Origin of the sequence: Bacillus sp. ISL-51, from assembly GCF_018613535.1 — a bacterium.
Lineage (GTDB): Bacteria > Bacillota > Bacilli > Bacillales > Bacillaceae > Bacillus.
This window is the reverse complement of the sequence record NZ_JAGGQB010000002.1, coordinates 173,421-192,038: the sequence shown is the minus strand read 5'-3', so window position 1 is coordinate 192,038 and position 18,618 is coordinate 173,421. Positions and strand designations below refer to the sequence as shown.

Annotated in this window: 15 protein-coding genes; 11 read left to right on the top strand and 4 right to left on the bottom strand. The window is 47.3% G+C overall.

Annotated elements, in window-relative coordinates:
• Positions 1-29: 29 nt before the first annotated feature.
• The gene (locus J7E26_RS01035) at positions 30-1,268 is read left to right on the top strand and encodes an APC family permease (RefSeq protein WP_214800503.1); all 1,239 of its coding nucleotides are present in this window, start codon (positions 30-32) and stop codon (positions 1,266-1,268) included.
• Positions 1,269-1,290: 22 nt separating this feature from the next.
• Here the strand turns inward: J7E26_RS01035 and J7E26_RS01030 are convergent, their stop codons facing one another.
• Positions 1,291-1,524: a YgaP family membrane protein gene (locus tag J7E26_RS01030; protein WP_214800502.1), complete on the bottom strand. Its 234-nt coding sequence runs from the start codon at positions 1,522-1,524 to the stop codon at positions 1,291-1,293.
• A 121-nt stretch (positions 1,525-1,645) separates the two neighbouring features.
• On the opposite strand from J7E26_RS01030, the gene J7E26_RS01025 reads away from it, so the two are divergent.
• Genes J7E26_RS01025 through J7E26_RS01015 form a run of 3 tightly spaced genes read left to right on the top strand, consistent with a single transcriptional unit; the run spans position 1,646 to position 4,724 of the window.
• Positions 1,646-3,388 (top strand): adenine deaminase, encoded by a 1,743-nt coding sequence (locus tag J7E26_RS01025; protein ID WP_214800501.1) that lies wholly within the window; start codon positions 1,646-1,648, stop codon positions 3,386-3,388.
• Positions 3,389-3,414: 26 nt separating this feature from the next.
• Positions 3,415-4,410 (top strand): DUF3048 domain-containing protein, encoded by a 996-nt coding sequence (locus J7E26_RS01020; RefSeq protein ID WP_214800500.1) that lies wholly within the window; start codon positions 3,415-3,417, stop codon positions 4,408-4,410.
• A gap of 2 nt (positions 4,411-4,412) precedes the next feature.
• Positions 4,413-4,724 (top strand): YerC/YecD family TrpR-related protein, encoded by a 312-nt coding sequence (locus J7E26_RS01015; RefSeq protein WP_003155745.1) that lies wholly within the window; start codon positions 4,413-4,415, stop codon positions 4,722-4,724.
• Between the two features lie 35 nt (positions 4,725-4,759).
• Here J7E26_RS01015 and J7E26_RS01010 read toward each other — a convergent pair whose 3' ends face one another.
• A complete protein-coding gene (locus tag J7E26_RS01010) occupies positions 4,760-6,334 on the bottom strand; it encodes an FMN-binding glutamate synthase family protein (RefSeq protein WP_214800499.1) in 1,575 nt (524 codons plus the stop codon).
• Between the two features lie 232 nt (positions 6,335-6,566).
• Here J7E26_RS01010 and pcrB point away from each other — a divergent pair, with 232 nt between their 5' ends.
• From pcrB to J7E26_RS00985, 5 genes are all read left to right on the top strand, one after another.
• Entirely contained in the window at positions 6,567-7,256 is a 690-nt protein-coding gene (pcrB, locus tag J7E26_RS01005; RefSeq protein ID WP_214800498.1) for a heptaprenylglyceryl phosphate synthase, read from the top strand.
• A 58-nt stretch (positions 7,257-7,314) separates the two neighbouring features.
• A complete protein-coding gene (gene pcrA, locus J7E26_RS01000) occupies positions 7,315-9,531 on the top strand; it encodes a DNA helicase PcrA (protein ID WP_214800497.1) in 2,217 nt (738 codons plus the stop codon).
• Between the two features lie 24 nt (positions 9,532-9,555).
• A complete protein-coding gene (gene ligA, locus J7E26_RS00995) occupies positions 9,556-11,562 on the top strand; it encodes an NAD-dependent DNA ligase LigA (RefSeq protein ID WP_214800496.1) in 2,007 nt (668 codons plus the stop codon).
• Between the two features lie 15 nt (positions 11,563-11,577).
• Positions 11,578-12,774 carry a CamS family sex pheromone protein gene (locus J7E26_RS00990; RefSeq protein ID WP_214812898.1) on the top strand — a complete coding sequence of 399 codons (1,197 nt, stop codon included), beginning with the start codon at positions 11,578-11,580 and terminating at the stop codon, positions 12,772-12,774.
• 284 nt (positions 12,775-13,058) lie between these two features.
• Complete coding sequence (locus J7E26_RS00985) at positions 13,059-14,060, top strand: phosphotransferase enzyme family protein (protein WP_214800494.1); 1,002 nt, start codon at positions 13,059-13,061, stop codon at positions 14,058-14,060.
• An 81-nt stretch (positions 14,061-14,141) separates the two neighbouring features.
• Here the strand turns inward: J7E26_RS00985 and J7E26_RS00980 are convergent, their stop codons facing one another.
• Together J7E26_RS00980 and putP are read right to left on the bottom strand one after the other, a co-directional pair.
• Positions 14,142-14,840 carry an MgtC/SapB family protein gene (locus J7E26_RS00980; RefSeq protein WP_214812897.1) on the bottom strand — a complete coding sequence of 233 codons (699 nt, stop codon included), beginning with the start codon at positions 14,838-14,840 and terminating at the stop codon, positions 14,142-14,144.
• Positions 14,841-14,951: 111 nt separating this feature from the next.
• Positions 14,952-16,430: a sodium/proline symporter PutP gene (gene putP / locus J7E26_RS00975; RefSeq protein ID WP_214800493.1), complete on the bottom strand. Its 1,479-nt coding sequence runs from the start codon at positions 16,428-16,430 to the stop codon at positions 14,952-14,954.
• Between the two features lie 421 nt (positions 16,431-16,851).
• Between putP and gatC the strand changes: the two genes are divergently transcribed.
• Positions 16,852-17,142 carry an Asp-tRNA(Asn)/Glu-tRNA(Gln) amidotransferase subunit GatC gene (gene gatC / locus J7E26_RS00970; protein WP_039062737.1) on the top strand — a complete coding sequence of 97 codons (291 nt, stop codon included), beginning with the start codon at positions 16,852-16,854 and terminating at the stop codon, positions 17,140-17,142.
• A 14-nt stretch (positions 17,143-17,156) separates the two neighbouring features.
• Positions 17,157-18,614, top strand: a complete 1,458-nt coding sequence (gene gatA / locus J7E26_RS00965; protein WP_214800492.1) for an Asp-tRNA(Asn)/Glu-tRNA(Gln) amidotransferase subunit GatA — start codon at positions 17,157-17,159, stop codon at positions 18,612-18,614.
• The last annotated feature ends 4 nt before the right edge of the window (positions 18,615-18,618 follow it).

Here is an 18,618-nt window from a genome sequence, read left to right as displayed (position 1 = left end):
AAGCCAGCTTTTAAAAAGGGGGAATCATCATGAATACGCTGCGCCGCTCACTCACTTGGGTGCAGGGAACCGCACTGACGATAGGGGCCGTACTGGGATGCGGAATTTTAATTTTGCCTTCTGTCACGGCAAATACGGCAGGCCCGGCCTCGCTCGCTGCTTGGCTGATGATGTCTTTATTGGCATTTCCGATTGTGGGGACGCTTTCCGTACTCGTGCAGAAAGTGCCAAGTGCAGGAGGAATTACAGCATATGTACAACTCGCTTTTCAAGGAAAGGCAGCAGCCGTTTTAGGCTGGATCATGCTTGGGTCAGTACCGATCGGTGTCCCGATTATCGCCCTGACCGGCGCTCAATATATTGGTGCGGTCACCGGAGCTGGGACAGGAGCCATAATATTGATCGCGGCTGTTATGCTCGGTTTGTCTCTTATTCTTAACATGAAAGGGCTTCAGCTCTCAGCCAAAATCAGCACCCTTGTCATTTGTTTGATCATATTGCTGCTGGCTGCGGCTATTGCCGTCTCGCTGCCTCATGTCTCATCCGGCTCCTTTCATCCGTTTCTTCCGCATGGATGGCATGCTGCCGGTTCGGCCTCTGTCATGATCTTTTTTTCGTTTGTCGGCTGGGAAATGATTACGCCGCTTGCAGAAGAGTTCAAGAATCCGAAAAGAGATATTCCGATCAGCCTGTTTGCAGCCGCTGCCTGCGTGGCTCTGTTATATGTGATGACCGCTTTTGTAACGGTCGGAACACATGCTTATGGGAGCGGAAAAGGCATTGCCTCGCTTAATTTGTTAATGGCGAATGGAGCGGGGGAAAGCGGTGTTTACATCACCGCGTGCCTGGCGCTGTTCATTACATTCAGTACGATTCATGCCAATATCGCCGGGTTTTCCAGAATGGTGTACGCTATGTCAAGAGAAGGGCATATCCCGAGGTATTTTGCCAGGCTGCATGCAAAAAGCAATACCCCGGTGCGGGTGCTGTTATGGCTGGGCGCCGTGTTTTGTGCGGTGCTTTTGATTCAGTGGGTTTTTAAGCCTGATCTTGAAGTGCTTTTGAAGGGGCCGAGTGCCGCATTTATTGCCTCATATGTCTTTACCATGGCGGCCGCGCTCAAGTTATTGCGCCGTTTGAGCATCGGCTGGTGGTTTGCGTCAGCGTCTTTTTTGCTGTGCATCGGCCTTTACGGCTTCAGCGGCTGGGCTTTCTTTTATCCGGTGATTCTGGGAGTGGCGGGCTTGTTGTATAAAAGGAGAAAATAAATAACAAGCCGAAAACGGCTTGTTATTTTTCTTGATGATTGCTGTCACTTTGGTTAGTCATTCCGGCTTGGAACATATACGTGACCGGACAGAAACGCACTATGCCGGATGCGGCTTTCATAGCGCCCATCATCATACAGAAAAGATGCATTTTGCACCAAGGCTTTCTCGTGTATTTCGCTGCTGCAGCTGACAAAATGGTGAGGCCGCAGGTGATTCGGATGACGGCGTTCAGCAGGCTGATATTCGGTTTCATGCTTTCAGCTCCCTTTTAATGAAATTTTCGTGCATCTTCAATAATTTGTAACGATTTAGCCGTGCGATAATCGTGCGGATGTGATACGATGGGTCTAATATAAGCGAAGGAGAGTATGTGAATGTCCGAACGTACCTTTAACTGGAAAAATAAAGACATCAGATCACAGGCGGATGTTGTAGACTCAAAGCTGCTTCCAACGCTACTTTTACGGAATGCTCTCGTCTTAAATCCCTTTTTAAAACAATGGCTGAAAAAAAACATTTGGATTTACCAAGACAGAATTGTTTATGTCGGTGATGAGCTTCCTGATGCAGCAGAGCACATCCATACCATAAATTGTGAAGGAAAATACATTGTGCCAGGTTACATTGAACCGCATACACATCCTTTTCAAATATATAATCCCCAAACGCTCGCCGAATATGTGTCTCAATTCGGAACGACGACGTTTATTAATGATAACCTTTTTTTCCTTTTGCACAGCGGTAAAAAGAAAGCGCTTACTATATTAGAGGAACTGAAAAAACAGCCTGTTCAATATTTCTGGTGGTCAAGATACGACCTGCAAACCGAAGTGCAGAATGAGGACCAGCTTCTTTCTTTTGACGTCCGCAAGCAGTGGATTGAGCACCCCGATGTCATCCAAGGCGGAGAATTGACGGGTTGGCCGCGGCTTATGGACGGTGATGATCTTATGCTGCACTGCATGCAGGCGACAAAGAGACAGCGCAAGCGGATCGAAGGGCATTTTCCCGGAGCGTCCGAAAAAACACTTACGAAAATGAAGCTGTTCGGAGCCGATTGCGACCACGAGGCTATGAATGGCGATGAAGTGATGAGACGGCTTGAATTGGGCTACTATGTTTCACTCAGGCATTCATCCATCCGGCCTGACCTGAGAACGATTTTGAAGGATCTGCATGAAAAAGGGTTCCGCCATTATGACCATTTCTTTTACACAACGGACGGTGCGACGCCTCATTTCTATCAAGGCGGCATGACGAATGAATTGATCAGGATCGCTTTGGAAGAAGGGGTTCCGGCGATTGATGCTTACAATATGGCGTCCTTTAATATTGCAAAGTATTATCAGATTGACGACTATCTCGGCGTAGTGGGGCCGGGAAGGCTGGCATCATTAAATATTTTGGAAGACCCTATGAATCCGAACCCGGTCACCGTTATATCAAAAGGGGCCATGCTGAAAGAAGACGGCCAAAATATGAAGGCGTTTACAGAAACAGACTGGAAAAAGGGCGGTCTTGTCCCTCTTGAGCTTTCATATGATATGACGATGGATGATTTACAGTTTTCGATGCCGATGGGAGTGAAAATGCGCAATGCGGTCATTATGGAGCCGTATATGATTGAGATTGATAACTCCGTTGACCAGCTTTCTTTTGACCATGATGAGTGCTTTCTCACTCTTCTTGACAAGCACGGAAAATGGCGGGTGAACACGATGTTGAAAGGCTTTGCCGATCGTGTGCAGGGATTTGTAAGCTCTTATACGACGACCGGTGATATTATCGCCGCCGGAAAAAATAAGGACGATATCCTGCTTGCTTTCTCACGCATGAAGGAAATCGGCGGGGGAATCGTACTGGCTGAGAACGGGAACATTCTGCATGAAATTCCCCTCGCTCTGCACGGCTGCGCTTCGGCTGAAGATTATGAGGCCGTGCTGGAGAAGGAACAAAAGCTGAGAACACTGCTTGAGGATCGCGGCTATCAATTTTGTGATCCGATCTATACGCTGCTCTTTTTGCAAGGCACACATCTGCCTTATATTCGTATTACTCCCAGAGGTATATTTGACGTGATGAAAAAAACTGTACTCTTTCCATCGATAATGCGTTAAAATATAAAAGAGCAGGGAGCCGACATATGAAGAGATGGATAACCGTTTGTATGTTATGTTTTGCGTTTTTGCTGCTTGCCGCCTGCCGGCAAAATGATGCCGATCAGGCGCAGACGAAAAAGCCGGAAGCTCCTTTAACCGGTTTAAAGACGGAGCGAAAGCTTGCAGAACGCCGTCCGATTGCTGTTGCAGTGAACAACCACCCGAAGGCCAGGCCTCAATCCGGGCTTTCCAAGGCGGATATTGTCATTGAGGCGCTTGCGGAGGGGCCGATCACAAGATTTTTGGCGATTTTCCAAAGCGAGATGCCGGAAACTGTCGGGCCTGTACGGAGCGCGAGGGAATATTTCGTCACTCTCAGCAGCGGGTTTAACAGCATTTTTGTCCATCATGGCTGGAGCCCCGGAGCCAAAAAGCAGCTGGAATCCGGCGCTTACGATTATATAAACGGTTTGGATTTTGACGGAAGCCTGTTATGGAGAGCTGATTTCAGCAAGCCTCCCCACAATTCCTATACGTCTTATGAAAACATAAAAAAGGCGGCGGAACAAAAGGGATTTCAGCTGAACGGAGAAACAGAGCCGCTCCCTTTTCAAACATCAGATGCAAAACCCGGAAACGAAACCTACAATGTTCGGATAGATTATGGAACACAAAACGTTACAAATCTTGTCGAATACGATTATGATAAAAAAACTGATGCTTATACGAGAAGCTCTGATGGTGTGAAAGCGACTGACCGGGAGACCGGGAAGCCTTTAGCTATGCACAACATTTTTATTGCTGAAGCCGGCCATCGCATTACAGACAAAGATGGAAGGCGGGACATCGATATTCAATCAGGGGGTAAAGGTCTCTTGCTTCAGCACGGCGATGTTATTGAGTCAGACTGGGAATATAAAGACGGCCGTATTTTGCCCGTAAAAGGCGGTGAGATTCTTCCGTTTGTGCCAGGGAAGACATGGATCAATATCGTGCCTGATCTCGATGCAGCTTCCATTAGTAAAGGAGAAGGTGTGTGACGATGCAAATCGATAAATTACGCGGAAAAGAACTGGACCAGTTATTTCTATCTATTTTGTCGCTGAAAGATCTGGAGGAATGCTATCGTTTCTTTGATGATCTTTGTACGATTAATGAAATTCAATCGCTGGCGCAGCGTTTGGAAGTAGCGAGAATGCTCCGCGAAGGAAATACGTATCATAAAATTGAAAGCGAAACGGGGGCTTCGACAGCCACGATTTCGCGTGTGAAACGCTGCTTAAACTACGGAAACGACGCCTATGAAATGGCGCTTGACCGTGTAAACAAAGGAGAATCCTCCTCTGCAACATAAAAAACCGCTCTGCCGATAACGGCAGGCGGCTTTTTTTATGCGTGCTGCTTCATGAGGTCTGGAAGTTCCTTTATTGTGCCGTCTTTTTCTCTGTACACGATGTGTTCATTAGTAAAATGAATCGGAGAGCTGATGCCTGCCGCCGCAGCGAGGTGAAACAGCCCTTCTCGCAATGAAAGCACGTAGTTGCATACGCGGTGCTGTTTGTCTTCGATGCTGAGCGCGCGCTGCAGCTTAGGATCCGTCGTTGCGACACCGACGGGACAATGGTTGGTGTGGCAGACTTGCGCGCGGATACAGCCGACTGAAAACATCATTCCCCGGGCAATATTGACAAAATCTGCGCCTAAAGCGAGGGCGACGGCAATTTTATCCGGGGTGAGCAGCTTTCCGGATGCGAAAATTTTCAGCTTATCTCTTATGCCGTACTCCTTCAGCAGCCCGTCCACGAGGGGGAGGCCTGTTAAAATCGGCAATCCGACGGAATCAGCCAGCTCATGAAACGAAGCGCCCGTTCCGCCTTCACTGCCGTCAATCGTAATAAAATCAGGGTGCTTGCCGCTCGAACTCATACATGAGATCAGATTTTCCAAATCTTTCTGGTTTCCCGCCACGATTTTGATTCCGACCGGCTTTTGGCCGACGGCCCGCATTTTTTCGATAAAATCGAGCATGGCCGGGACGCTTGAGAATTCATTGAACCGATTGGGGCTGTCAATGGATTGTCCCGGTTTTACATTTCTGATGGCGGCAATTTCTTCAGTAACTTTTGAGCCGTCAATATGACCGCCTCGCGCCTTTGCCCCTTGCGCCAGCTTCAGTTCAAATGCTTTGATTTGCTCTAATTGGCTTTTTTTCTTAAACTCTTCCCACGAAAATTCGCCGTCTTGAGAACGGACGCCGAACAGGCCGGGGCCGATTTGGCATATAATATCCGCTCCGCCTTTCAGATGATGCTCTGACAGTCCGCCTTCCCCGGTATTCATCCATGTGCCGCCCGCTTGGCGAAGCCCTTTTGACAGCGCGGTAATTGCACGGTCACCCAGCGAGCCGTAGCTCATTGCTGATTGTCCGATCAAGCCTTTTACATAAAACGGTTTCTGGCATGTGTCTTTGCCGATGACCTGTACGTCGTCCGGATGCAGGTAAAAAGGATCGGCCTTTATTTTTTCGCGATGCTCATTCCGCTTGAGCAGATTGTCCTTGTCGATGCGATACACCATCGTTTCGATCTTAGGCGATTGGCCGATACGAAGCTCCTCTCTTTGTTTCGGAAAAAGGGCGTTGCGGATATAATACCCCGGCTGATCAAAATCCCTTTCCGAACCGAAGCCCATCATTCTGCTTTTATACTTTCCGGACAGGACGGTCTGCTCGTATTCTCTTCGGGAAAACGGCTGTTCCTCATTATCGTTGCTGAATAAATATTGCCGAAGCTCAGGCCCGATTTTCTCAAAGATATAGCGAAGCTTTCCGGCCACGGGATAATTGCGAAGCACTGAGTGTTCTTCCTGCTTTTCGTCCCTTATGTATATCCAAACCAGCAATACGGCGGGAACTAAAATAATGAAGATTAATATACAAATCAGAACGATGATTGCTTGTTCCATCTAGATCACACTCCTTACCTTTTTACTCTTTGACATTCCACATTTTGTCTGTCTTCAAACGTCGGCATGAAAAACCAGTTGTTAAATGTAAATGAATGGATTATTTTTATGTGTAGGAATGAAACATCTTTTTTCGTGAATCACGTGAATGACGTCTTTTTCCGTTTTTCCGCACGAAACGAATTTGTTATAATGTTTAAATGGCAAGAAACGAATGGAGGAACGAAAACGCATGTACGATGTTAACGAGTGGAAGCACGTCTTTAAACTCGATCCGAATAAAGATTTACCGGATGAACAGCTTGAAATTCTTTGTGAATCAGGGACCGACGCGATTGTGATCGGGGGAAGCGATGACGTAACCGAAGACAATGTGCTGAGGCTGATGTCGAAGGTGCGGCGCTTTTTAGTCCCGTGCGTCCTTGAAGTGTCGACAATTGATTCGATTGTACCCGGCTTTGATCTTTATTTCATTCCGAGTGTGCTCAACAGCAAAAATGCGGACTGGATTGTCGGCATGCACCATCAGGCGATGAAGGAATACGGCGAACTGATGTCAATGGAGGAAATTGTGCCGGAGGGCTATTGCATCGTCAACCCGGATTGTAAGGCGGCTGCTTTGACAGAGGCTGATACAAATATAGAGACAGAAGATATTCTCGCTTATGCGCGGGTCGCGGAGCATTTGCTTCATCTTCCGATTTTTTACTTGGAATACAGCGGTATGCTGGCGGACATAGACACGGTGGAGAAAACGAAGGCTGTGTTGGACAAGTCTGTCCTATTTTACGGAGGCGGCATTAAAGACGCGGAAACGGCGGAAAGGTTCGGCCGCCATGCGGATGTCATTGTCGTAGGAAACGCGGTATATGAGGATTTCGATCAGGCGCTCCGAACGGTGGCGGCTGTAAAGGAAAAGTAGCCAAGCGGACGGATTTGATTTATGATAGAACATATGTTTGATAGGCGGTGAACGGATTTTGAATTACATTAGCAATCAATTATTAAGCGGATTAAACCCTGTTCAGCAGGAAGCGGTGAAGACGACAGACGGGCCGCTGCTTCTCATGGCGGGCGCGGGAAGCGGAAAAACACGCGTTTTGACGCACAGAATCGCATACTTAATGGCGGAAAAACACGTGGCCCCATGGAACATTCTGGCGATCACATTTACCAATAAAGCGGCCAGAGAAATGAAAGAACGGGTGGAGAGCATCCTCGGACCCGGTGCGGATGATATTTGGATATCCACATTCCACAGCATGTGCGTGCGGATTTTACGGCGGGATATTGACAGAATCGGGATCAACCGCAATTTCTCCATCCTTGATACGGCTGACCAGCTCTCCGTCATAAAAGGGATTTTGAAGGAGCGGAACATCGATCCGAAAAAATTCGACCCGAGAAGCATCCTCGGCTCCATCAGCAGCGCAAAAAATGAATTGATCGAACCTGAGGAATTCGCAAAAACGGCCGGGAGCTACTACGATCAAGTCACGAGTGACGTGTACACGGATTATCAGAAAAAACTGTTGAAAAACCAATCGCTCGATTTCGATGATTTAATCATGACAACGATTAAGCTTTTTGACCGTGTGCCTGAAGTGCTTGAATTTTACCAGCGCAAATTCCAATACATTCACGTGGATGAGTATCAGGATACGAACAGAGCGCAATATCTGCTTGTGAAGCAGCTTGCGGCGCGCCTGGAAAATATTTGCGTCGTCGGTGACTCCGACCAGTCGATCTACAGATGGCGCGGGGCGGACATCGCCAATATCCTTTCCTTTGAAAAGGATTACCCGAGCGCAAATGTCATTCTGCTCGAACAAAACTACCGCTCGACTAAGCGGATTCTAAACGCGGCGAATGAAGTCATCAAAAACAACTCAAACCGTAAGCCGAAAAAACTGTGGACGGAAAACGACGAAGGCATCAAGCTTTCTTATTACAGAGGTGACAATGAATTCGGCGAAGGACAATTTGTCGCCGGAAAAATTCATCAGCTCTGTTCGGGCAAGCGGAAGCTATCTGACATCGCGATTTTATACCGGACAAACGCCCAGTCGCGTGTTATAGAGGAAACGCTTCTGAAAGCCGGATTAAATTACAATATCGTCGGCGGAACCAAGTTCTACGACAGGAAAGAAATTAAAGATATTCTCGCGTACCTGCGCCTTGTCTCAAATCCAGACGATGACATCAGCTTCACGCGGATTGTCAATGTACCGAAGCGCGGCGTCGGCGCCACATCGCTTGAAAAAATTGCTTCTTACGCGGCGATGAACGGCATGTCGCTGTTTCAGGCGATTAAACAGGTTGATTTCATCGGTGTCAGCGCCAAAGCGGCCAACGCGCTCGACAGCTTCGGCACGATGATTGAACATCTGACGAATATGCAGGATTACCTGTCGATTACAGAGCTGACGGAAGAAATTCTTGATAAAACGGAATACAGAGAGATGCTGAAGGCGGAAAAATCAATCGAAGCCCAAAGCCGGTTGGAAAATATCGACGAGTTTCTTTCTGTTACGAAAAACTTTGAGCAAAAAAGCGAAGACAAAACATTAGTCGCGTTTCTGACAGATTTGGCGCTGATTGCGGATATTGACCAGCTCGACCAGAAAGAAGAGGAATCAGGCGGCAAGGATGCCGTGACGTTAATGACGCTGCACGCCGCAAAGGGCCTGGAATTCCCCGTTGTGTTCTTAATGGGCCTTGAAGAAGGCGTATTCCCGCACAGCCGCTCCCTGATGGAGGAAGCAGAGATGGAGGAAGAGCGCAGGCTCGCGTATGTAGGCATTACGAGAGCGGAAGAAGAGCTGTATTTAACCAATGCCAAAATGCGCACCTTATTCGGGCGTACCAATATGAATCCGGAATCGCGCTTTATTGGGGAAATACCTGAGGATTTATTGGAGAACCTAAATGAGAAGACAAACCCGCGGACGCAGCCGGGAAGAAAAATGCAGCAAAAACGCGGTCCCGTTTCCCGCCCTGTTTCCTACGCGAATAAAACAGGCGGCGACACACTCAGCTGGGCTGTCGGCGATAAAGCCGGCCATAAAAAATGGGGCACCGGCACGGTTGTCAGTGTAAAAGGGGAAGGCGAAAGCACGGAGCTTGATATCGCGTTCCCGAGCCCCGTCGGCGTCAAACGCCTCTTGGCAGCCTTTGCGCCGATTGAAAAGCAGTAACCTGAAGATGAAAGGAAGAACATGATGGACAAAGAAACAGCGAAACACCGGGCAGAAGGATTGCGCCGCACCATCGATCAGTATAGCTATGAATATTACACCTTAGATGAACCGAGCGTGCCGGATTCCGAGTACGACAGGCTGATGCAGGAGCTGATTGCCATAGAAGAAGAGCATCCGGATCTCAGAACGCCAGATTCGCCCACACAGCGGGTCGGGGGGGCCGTGCTGGAATCTTTTCAAAAAGTGCAGCACGGCACGCCGATGCTCAGTCTCGGCAATGCGTTTAACGATGATGATCTTCGTGATTTTGACCGCCGTGTCCGTCAGGCTGTCGGTGACGATGTCGCATACAATGTGGAGCTGAAAATAGACGGTCTTGCTGTTTCTCTCCGTTATGAAGATGGCTATTTCGTCAGAGGCGCGACAAGAGGAGACGGAACAACGGGCGAGGATATCACGGAGAATTTAAAAACGATCCGCAATATCCCGCTGAAAATGAAACGGAAGCTCTCCATCGAAGTGCGCGGCGAGGCTTTCATGCCGAAACAATCATTTGAAGCGCTTAATGAAGAGCGGCTGAAAAAAGAAGAAGAGCCATTCGCCAATCCGCGGAATGCAGCTGCCGGCTCACTCAGACAGCTTGATCCGAAAATTGCAGCGAAACGAAATCTCGACATCTTCGTCTACAGTATAGCGGAGCTTGACGAAATGGGTGTGGAAACACAAAGCCAAGGACTCGATTTTCTCGATGAAATCGGCTTCAAAACAAACCAGGAACGAAAAAAATGCACGACAATAGATGAAGTGATTGAAATGATCGAAGAGCTGCAGGCGAAACGAGCCGAGCTGCCGTATGAAATTGACGGCATTGTCATCAAGGTGGATTCGCTTGATCAGCAGGAGGAGCTCGGGTATACGGCAAAAAGCCCGCGCTGGGCGATTGCTTTTAAATTCCCGGCCGAGGAGGTCGTGACAAAGCTTCTCGACATCGAACTGAATGTCGGAAGAACGGGCGTCATTACGCCGACCGCCATCCTTGAACCGGTAAAAGTTGCAGGTACAACGGTCTCAAGGGCATCCCTTCATAACGAAGATTTAATTAAGGAAAAGGATATCCGCATTCTCGATAAAGTCGTCATCAAAAAAGCGGGCGATATCATTCCTGAGGTCGTCAATGTCTTAGTTGAACAGCGGACCGGAGAGGAAAAAGAATTCAATATGCCGACCGCCTGTCCGGAGTGTGAAAGTGAGCTTGTGCGCATCGAAGGAGAAGTCGCTTTACGCTGCATTAATCCCGAATGTCCGGCGCAAATCAGAGAGGGCCTGATTCACTTTGTCTCACGGAATGCGATGAATATTGACGGGCTTGGAGAACGGGTGATTACACAGCTTTTCCGGGAAGACCTCGTCCGCAATGTCGCTGATTTATATAAACTGACAAAGGAACAGGTCATTCAGCTCGAACGGATGGGAGAAAAATCAACGGACAATCTGATCAGCTCCATCCAAAAATCAAAAGAGAATTCTTTGGAACGCCTGCTGTTCGGCCTCGGCATCCGTTTTATAGGCGCAAAAGCAGCCAAAACGCTCGCCATGCATTTTGAAAGCCTGGAAAATCTGAAAAAAGCCACGGAAGAAGAGCTGCTTGCAGTGGATGAAATCGGTGAAAAAATGGCTGATGCAATCATCACCTATTTTCGCAAAGAAGAAATGCTCGAGCTTCTGAATGAACTGGAAGAGCTCGGTGTGAACACACTCTATAAAGGTCCGAAAAAAGTAAAAGCAGAGGACAGCGACTCTTATTTTGCCGGCAAGACCATCGTTTTGACAGGAAAGCTTGAAGAGCTGTCCAGAAATGACGCGAAAGCGCAAATCGAAGCGCTCGGCGGAAAGCTGACGGGATCTGTCAGCAAAAACACAGACTTAGTCATCGCCGGAGAAGCGGCGGGAAGCAAGCTGACAAAAGCGCAGGAATTAAACATCGAAGTATGGAATGAAGCACAGTTATTGGGAGAGCTAAAGAAATAAGAGGAGTGTTTTCTATTGAAAAAGATGTTGGCATTGGCGGCAACGGCAACCGCGGCAGTGTTTATGCTGTCGGCCTGCACGCCGAGTTTTGGGGGGAACAAAGAGGAAGAAATCACGCAAAAAACGGAAAAGTCCTCTGAAAAAGCGATTATACCGAAATATAATATCTCTGATTCCTACTATAAAATGGTGCTGCCGTTTAAAGCGGGAAAAGCCCGCGGCCTGACGGCTGACCGACTGAATACGAGACTCGATATCGATGAATTCGAAACAGGGCTGATGCGCCTCGCCCAGGATACCATCCCGACTGATGATTACCTTTATCAGGAAGGCCAGTATTTGGATGAAGACACGGTATTAAACTGGCTTGACCGCAAAAAAGAAGGCAGCGATCTGAAAAAGGCGAAAAAGGCTGATGCCAATTTCGAAAATCTCGGCTTAAACCCAGTCCTGCCAAGCTCAGGTTCGGCAAAATCGAAAAATGAAAGCAACCCGATTTATTTAGCGTCTATGCTGGAGCAGGACTACTTAGTGAGAAAAGATAAAAATTCCATTCAGCTTGGCGGCGTCATGATCGGCCTGGCTCTCAACTCTGTGTACTATTACCGCGAAAACACAGGCGATCCGCAGCAAGAAGTAGAGCTTGACGACAAAACGATCCGCAGCCACGGGGAACAAATTGCTCAGGAAGTCATTAACCGTCTTCGCAAAATGGATAATCTGAAAAACGTACCGATTACCATCGCCCTTTATAAACAAGCGCCCAAAACATCAATCGTACCGGGGAATTACATTGCAAAAACCGAAGTCAAAGCTGGCTCATCCACGATTTCAAGCTGGGATAATGTCAAAGAAAAGTATGTTTTCTATCCGGCGGACACAGCGACAGCACAGAAATACCCTGACGATTCTGAGGTGTTTAAACGTTTCAAAAATGCCATTGACAGCTACTTCCCGAACTACACCGGGGTGGTCGGAACGGCAATGTATGAAAATGATGAAATGAGAAAAATGAAAATTGAAATTCCGATGCAATTTTACGGAAAAAGCGAAGTGATCGCCTTCACCCAATACTTAACGGGCGAGCTGATGGATTATTATTCAAAAGGCTCAGTCGATGTCGAAATCAACATTACCTCATCAGACGGCCAAGAAGCGCTTATCGTCCGCAATGCAGGCGACAAAGAACCGACCGTCCATATTTACGATTAACACAGATGCCCTTGTTCATTTATTATGAACAGGGGTTTTTTTATAGTAAATATAACAACCAAGTTACATTTGTAAATACTGTTGGAGAGGGTATTTTTTTATGTTATGATGCGGGTAATCGGATAGTTAGAAACGAGTAGAAAATATGAAAAATAAATCCTTTTATTTTGTGTTCTGATTTTATAAAAATCATAATATATGGTTTGGTTCCTTCTTTTTTATCTCATGTTGCAAAAGCCACACCATAAGGGAACTTTTAAAATATATGACGAGGGTGAATCAGCATGCATAAAGATATAAAAGCCATTTATGATGAGGATAAAGTGCTGGCCGAAGCCGGCGAGATATATGGTTTTACAAAAGATCAGGCCCAGTTTTTGGCGGACGCGGAAAACTATGTATACGAAATAATAAAAGAAAATGAACCTTATATTTTGAAAATTACGCATACGATCCGCAGAACGCCTGAATATATTCTCGGGGAAATGGACTGGCTTCACCATTTGGCGAAGGAAGGGCTTTCTGTAGCGAAGCCGATCTCTTCATTAAGAGAAAATGTTGTGGGGGAAGTGCCGGATGGAAAAGGCGGGGCGTTTTTATTGAGAGCCTATGAAAAAGCGCCCGGTCATAAAGCAGAGGAATCAGACTGGAACGGGACTCTGTTTTATGAGCTTGGAAAGTATACGGGAAAGATGCACCGTCTGACAAAAAGCTACCGTCTGAGCAATCCAAGATTCAAAAGACAAGAGTGGGATGAAGAGGAGCAGCTGAAACTGAGAAAATATGTGCCGGATGATCAGCATCTCGTATTTGAGCGGGCGGATGCTTTAATGGAGGAACTGCGCCAATTGCCGAAGAACCCGGAAAACTACGGCCTTGTGCATGGCGATTTGCACCACGGCAATTTCAACTGGGACAATGGGAAAATCACTACATTTGATTTTGATGATATCGGCTACAATTGGTTTGTGAATGATATCAGTATTTTGCTCTACAACATTTTATGGTACCCGGTTATTCCGTATGAAGATAAGGCTGCTTTTACTGAGGAGTTTATGACTCATTTTATGAAGGGATACAGAGAGGAAAATGATCTTGACCCTTCTTGGCTTGAAAAAATACCGGTTTTTCTCCGTCTGCGCCATATGCTGATTTACGGTTTATTGCATCAGGCATTTGATCTTGATTCACTTGGGGATGAAGAGCGTCGGATGCTTGAAGGTTTCAGAAACGATATAGAAAAACAAACACCGATTACTGAATTCAATTTCTCTGCCTTAGTATAAGAGAAAGCGCCGGCTGACATCAGGCCGGCGTTGTGTTGCAATCTAAACAAAGGTCTCCAGGATGTTACATCCTGAAGACCTTTATAACGTATCGCACTTCACCCCGACGACACCTTGAATCGCTTTAATATCATAATATACGTCCGTGGTGTAACGGTTTTTATGGACTCTGATTTTCACTTCCATAATCGGAAATTCCTTTTCATGCAGATCATCAATCCGGACGGAGTGGATACGGATCTGTTTGCTTTTCATTTCCTTTAAAATCTCGGTCATTTTATCTTTGTCAGAAAGAGACATCCTCACGCGGATATCTTTTTCCTGCAAGCGGTCGGGGCCGATTTTTCTGATGAACCACGGCAGAAATTCAACGCTGATCAGGATGAACAAGAGGCTCGCGAATGCTTCTTTATAAAAGCCGGCTCCCGTTGCCAGACCAAGCCCGGCCGCGCCCCAGATTATGGCGGATGTCGTCAGCCCGGAAATGACATCATTGCTTTTGCGCAGAATCACGCCCGCGCCGATAAAACCGACACCGGAAATGATTTGGGCGGGAAGGCGGAGCGGGTCCATCATGATACGGTAATATTTTGGGAAATGATATGCCGCATTAATGCTGACAATCGTCAGCATACAAGAGCTGACGGCGATGACAATGCAGGTTTTCAGTCCGAGCGGTTTATTCTTTAATTCGCGCTCAAGCCCGATAATCATGCCGATCAGCGTGGCAATGCCCAGCTTTAATAAAATGTCTGGATCGATAGGCCAGCTCAATTCCACAGCACCTCCACATTTTGCTTATAGTAAATTGATATGATTTTCTCACAGTATTTATAGCAGGACAAGAGCTGAAGAAAAAAGCCGTCAGGGATAAATTCTGACGGCTTTTGCTTATTTTTTGCTTTTTAAAAGTGTTTCCATCCGGCTGAACAGCTGATAAGAAGCATCCGCCGGTTTTTTGGTTAAAAGACTGACAGTGATACCTGCAATCAAACTGAGGAAGAACCCCGGGATGATTTCATATACGCCGGTTGAAACGGCAAGGCCCGTCGTAATCCAGATTAAAACGGCCGCGGCTCCGGTAATCATCGCCGCAAGCGCTCCCCATTCATTCATCCGTTTCCAGTACAGACTGAGCAGAAGCGCGGGCCCGATGGCCGAACCGAAGCCTGCCCACGCATATCCGACCAGGTCAAGAATCGTGCTGTTCGGATTTAGGGAAAGAAAGATAGCAATGACGGCCACGATCAATACCGACATGCGGCCGATCATGACCAATTCTTTATCGCTCGCTTCCCGTCTGAAAAAGGCGCGGTATAAATCTTCCGTAATGGCGCTTGCCGTTACTAAAAGCTGCGAGGAGATGGAACTCATAATCGCCGCTAAAATCGCTGACAATAAGAAGCCCGTAATCAGCGGATGGAACAGTATTTTAGAAAATATAATGAAAATCGTTTCCGGATCTTTTACGGCAACTCCGAAGTGATGAGAATACGCAACACCTATGATCCCCGTCAGCAATGAACCGAGAACGGAAATAACCATCCAGCTCATGCCGATTCTGCGGGCCGGTTTTAAATCCTTCACTTCTTTGATCGCCATAAATCGCACGATGATATGAGGCTGGCCGTAGTAGCCGAGTCCCCATGCCAAATAAGAAATAATGCTAATGACGCTCGCGCCTTTAAAGATATCCAATAGCTTCGGATCTACGGCGTTGATCGAATCAATCGTCGTTGAAACGCTCCCGAGCTGGGTAAAAGCAACGATCGGCACAAGCACTAATGCCGCAAACATGATCGCTCCCTGTACAAAGTCAGTCAGACTGACAGCGAGAAAACCGCCAAACAGCGTGTAAAGCACAACAACACCGGCCGTTAAGAACAGACCGAATTTGTAGTCGGCGCCAAATGCTGATTCAAACAATCTGCCTCCGGATACCATTCCGGACGATGTGTACAGTGTGAAAAAGACCATAATAATCACGGCGGAAACAATTTTCAGCAATGATGACGAATGGCGGAACCGTTTATCAAAGAAGTCAGGAATCGTAATCGCATCGTCCGCCACTTCCGTGTAAGCGCGAAGCCTCGGAGCAAGCAGCAGATAGTTTGAATATGCGCCGATTGTCAATCCGAGCGCCAGCCATAAGGTAGATAATCCCGTTGCGAACATTGCGCCGGGAACCCCCATCAGCATCCATGCACTCATATCAGCGGCCCCTGCAGACAGCGCCGTTACGAACGGTCCGAGTCCTCTTCCGCCCAGCATATAGTCATTGATATTCGTCGTTTTTCTAAAAGCGTACCAGCCGATTAACAGCATGGCAGCAAAGTAAATTCCTAAAGATATAATTAATTCAATACTCACGTTTCTGGACCCTCTCTTCTTTCCTGTTAATTTTGACATCACCTCTGCATTTTGATAGTGCCGGAACAAGCGCCGGCGGTAAGCCTTTTGCCATTATTACATGCGGCTCGCACGATTTCGTGCAGGCTATGGTTACTAAACCTAACAAAGTATCCCCGATCAATCAACTGCTGAAACCTCGCCTATTCAGGGGGAAATCCGCCGTCAACCTAGAACAGCTTAAAGATGAAAACGCTGTCAATAATTTATAAAAGTAAAAATTTTCTGACATATATTTCGTTTCTCTTTCGCCTCGTTTTAGGATAAAATAGAGAAGGTTTCATCATGGCTTAGAAGGCGGCGTTCTGTTGCTTTAGAGGGCTTGTTTTTGATATGATCAGTATTATATGACGAAACGGAGAATTATGCGGAGGTGGATCTTATGTCACGAATTTCTATAGAAGAAGTAAAGCATGTTGCTCATTTGGCGAGACTTGCCATTACGGATGAAGAAGCTGAAATGTTCACTGAACAGCTTGACAGCATCATCTCGTTTGCCGAGGAGCTGAATGAAGTGGATACGGATAACGTGGAGCCGACGACTCACGTGCTGAAAATGAAAAACGTAATGAGAGAAGATGAAGCGGGTAAAGGCCTTCCGATCGAGGATGTTATGAAAAATGCTCCCGATCATAAAGACGGCTATGTTCGTGTGCCATCAATTCTGGATTAAAGGAGGGAGACAGTATGTCATTATTTGATCACAAAATCACAGAACTGAAACAAATGATACATAAAAAAGAGATCAAAATTTCTGATCTTGTTGATGAATCTTACAAACGGATCGCATCCGTAGATGATAAGGTTCAGGCGTTTTTGCAGCTTGATGAAGAAAAAGCGCGCGCTTACGCAAAAGAGCTCGATGAAGCGGTGGACGGCCGTTCTGAACACGGCCTTCTGTTCGGAATGCCGATCGGCGTCAAAGACAATATCGTGACAAAAGGGCTTCGCACGACATGTTCAAGCAAAATTCTTGAAAACTTTGATCCTATTTACGATGCGACGGTTGTCGAGCGCCTTCAGGCTGCTGAAGCTGTCACAATCGGAAAGCTGAACATGGACGAATTCGCGATGGGGTCTTCAACCGAAAACTCCGCGTACAAAGCCACGAAAAACCCTTGGAATCTGGATACGGTTCCCGGCGGTTCAAGCGGCGGCTCCGCGGCTGCGGTTGCAGCGGGAGAAGTGCCGTTTTCACTCGGATCTGACACGGGCGGCTCCATCCGCCAGCCGGCTTCATTCTGCGGCGTTGTCGGATTAAAGCCTACATACGGACGCGTGTCACGTTACGGTTTAGTTGCCTTTGCCTCTTCATTAGACCAAATCGGCCCGATCACAAGAACGGTAGAAGACAACGCATTTTTGCTTCAAGCGATTGCAGGCGCTGACAAAATGGATGCGACAAGCGCCAATGTGGATGTGCCTGACTTTCTTTCTTCATTAACGGGCGATATTAAAGGCTTAAAAATTGCCGTTCCGAAAGAATATCTCGGCGAAGGCGTCGGCAAAGAAGCGAAGGAATCCGTTCTTGCCGCTTTGAAGGTGCTTGAGGGTCTCGGCGCAACATGGGAAGAAGTATCTCTTCCGCACAGTAAATACGCCCTTGCGACGTATTACCTGCTGTCCTCTTCAGAAGCGTCTGCGAACCTTGCACGCTTTGACGGCATCCGCTACGGATACCGCACGGACAATGCGGACAACCTGATCGACCTGTATAAACAAACACGCTCAGAAGGCTTCGGCAACGAAGTGAAACGCCGTATTATGCTCGGCACATTCGCTCTCAGCTCAGGCTACTATGACGCGTACTACAAAAAAGCGCAAAAAGTGCGCACGCTCATTAAAAAAGACTTTGAAGACGTATTTGAGAAATATGACGTCATCGTCGGGCCGACAACGCCGACACCGGCATTTAAAATCGGCGAGAAAACAAGCGATCCGCTGACAATGTACGCCAACGATATTTTAACGATCCCTGTCAACCTTGCGGGCGTACCGGGAATCAGCGTGCCGTGCGGATTTACGGACGGACTGCCGCTCGGGCTGCAAATCATCGGAAAACACTTCGATGAAGGCACTGTGTACCGTGTCGCTCATGCGTTTGAACAGGCAACAGACCATCATAAAGCAAAACCTGAACTGTAAGGGG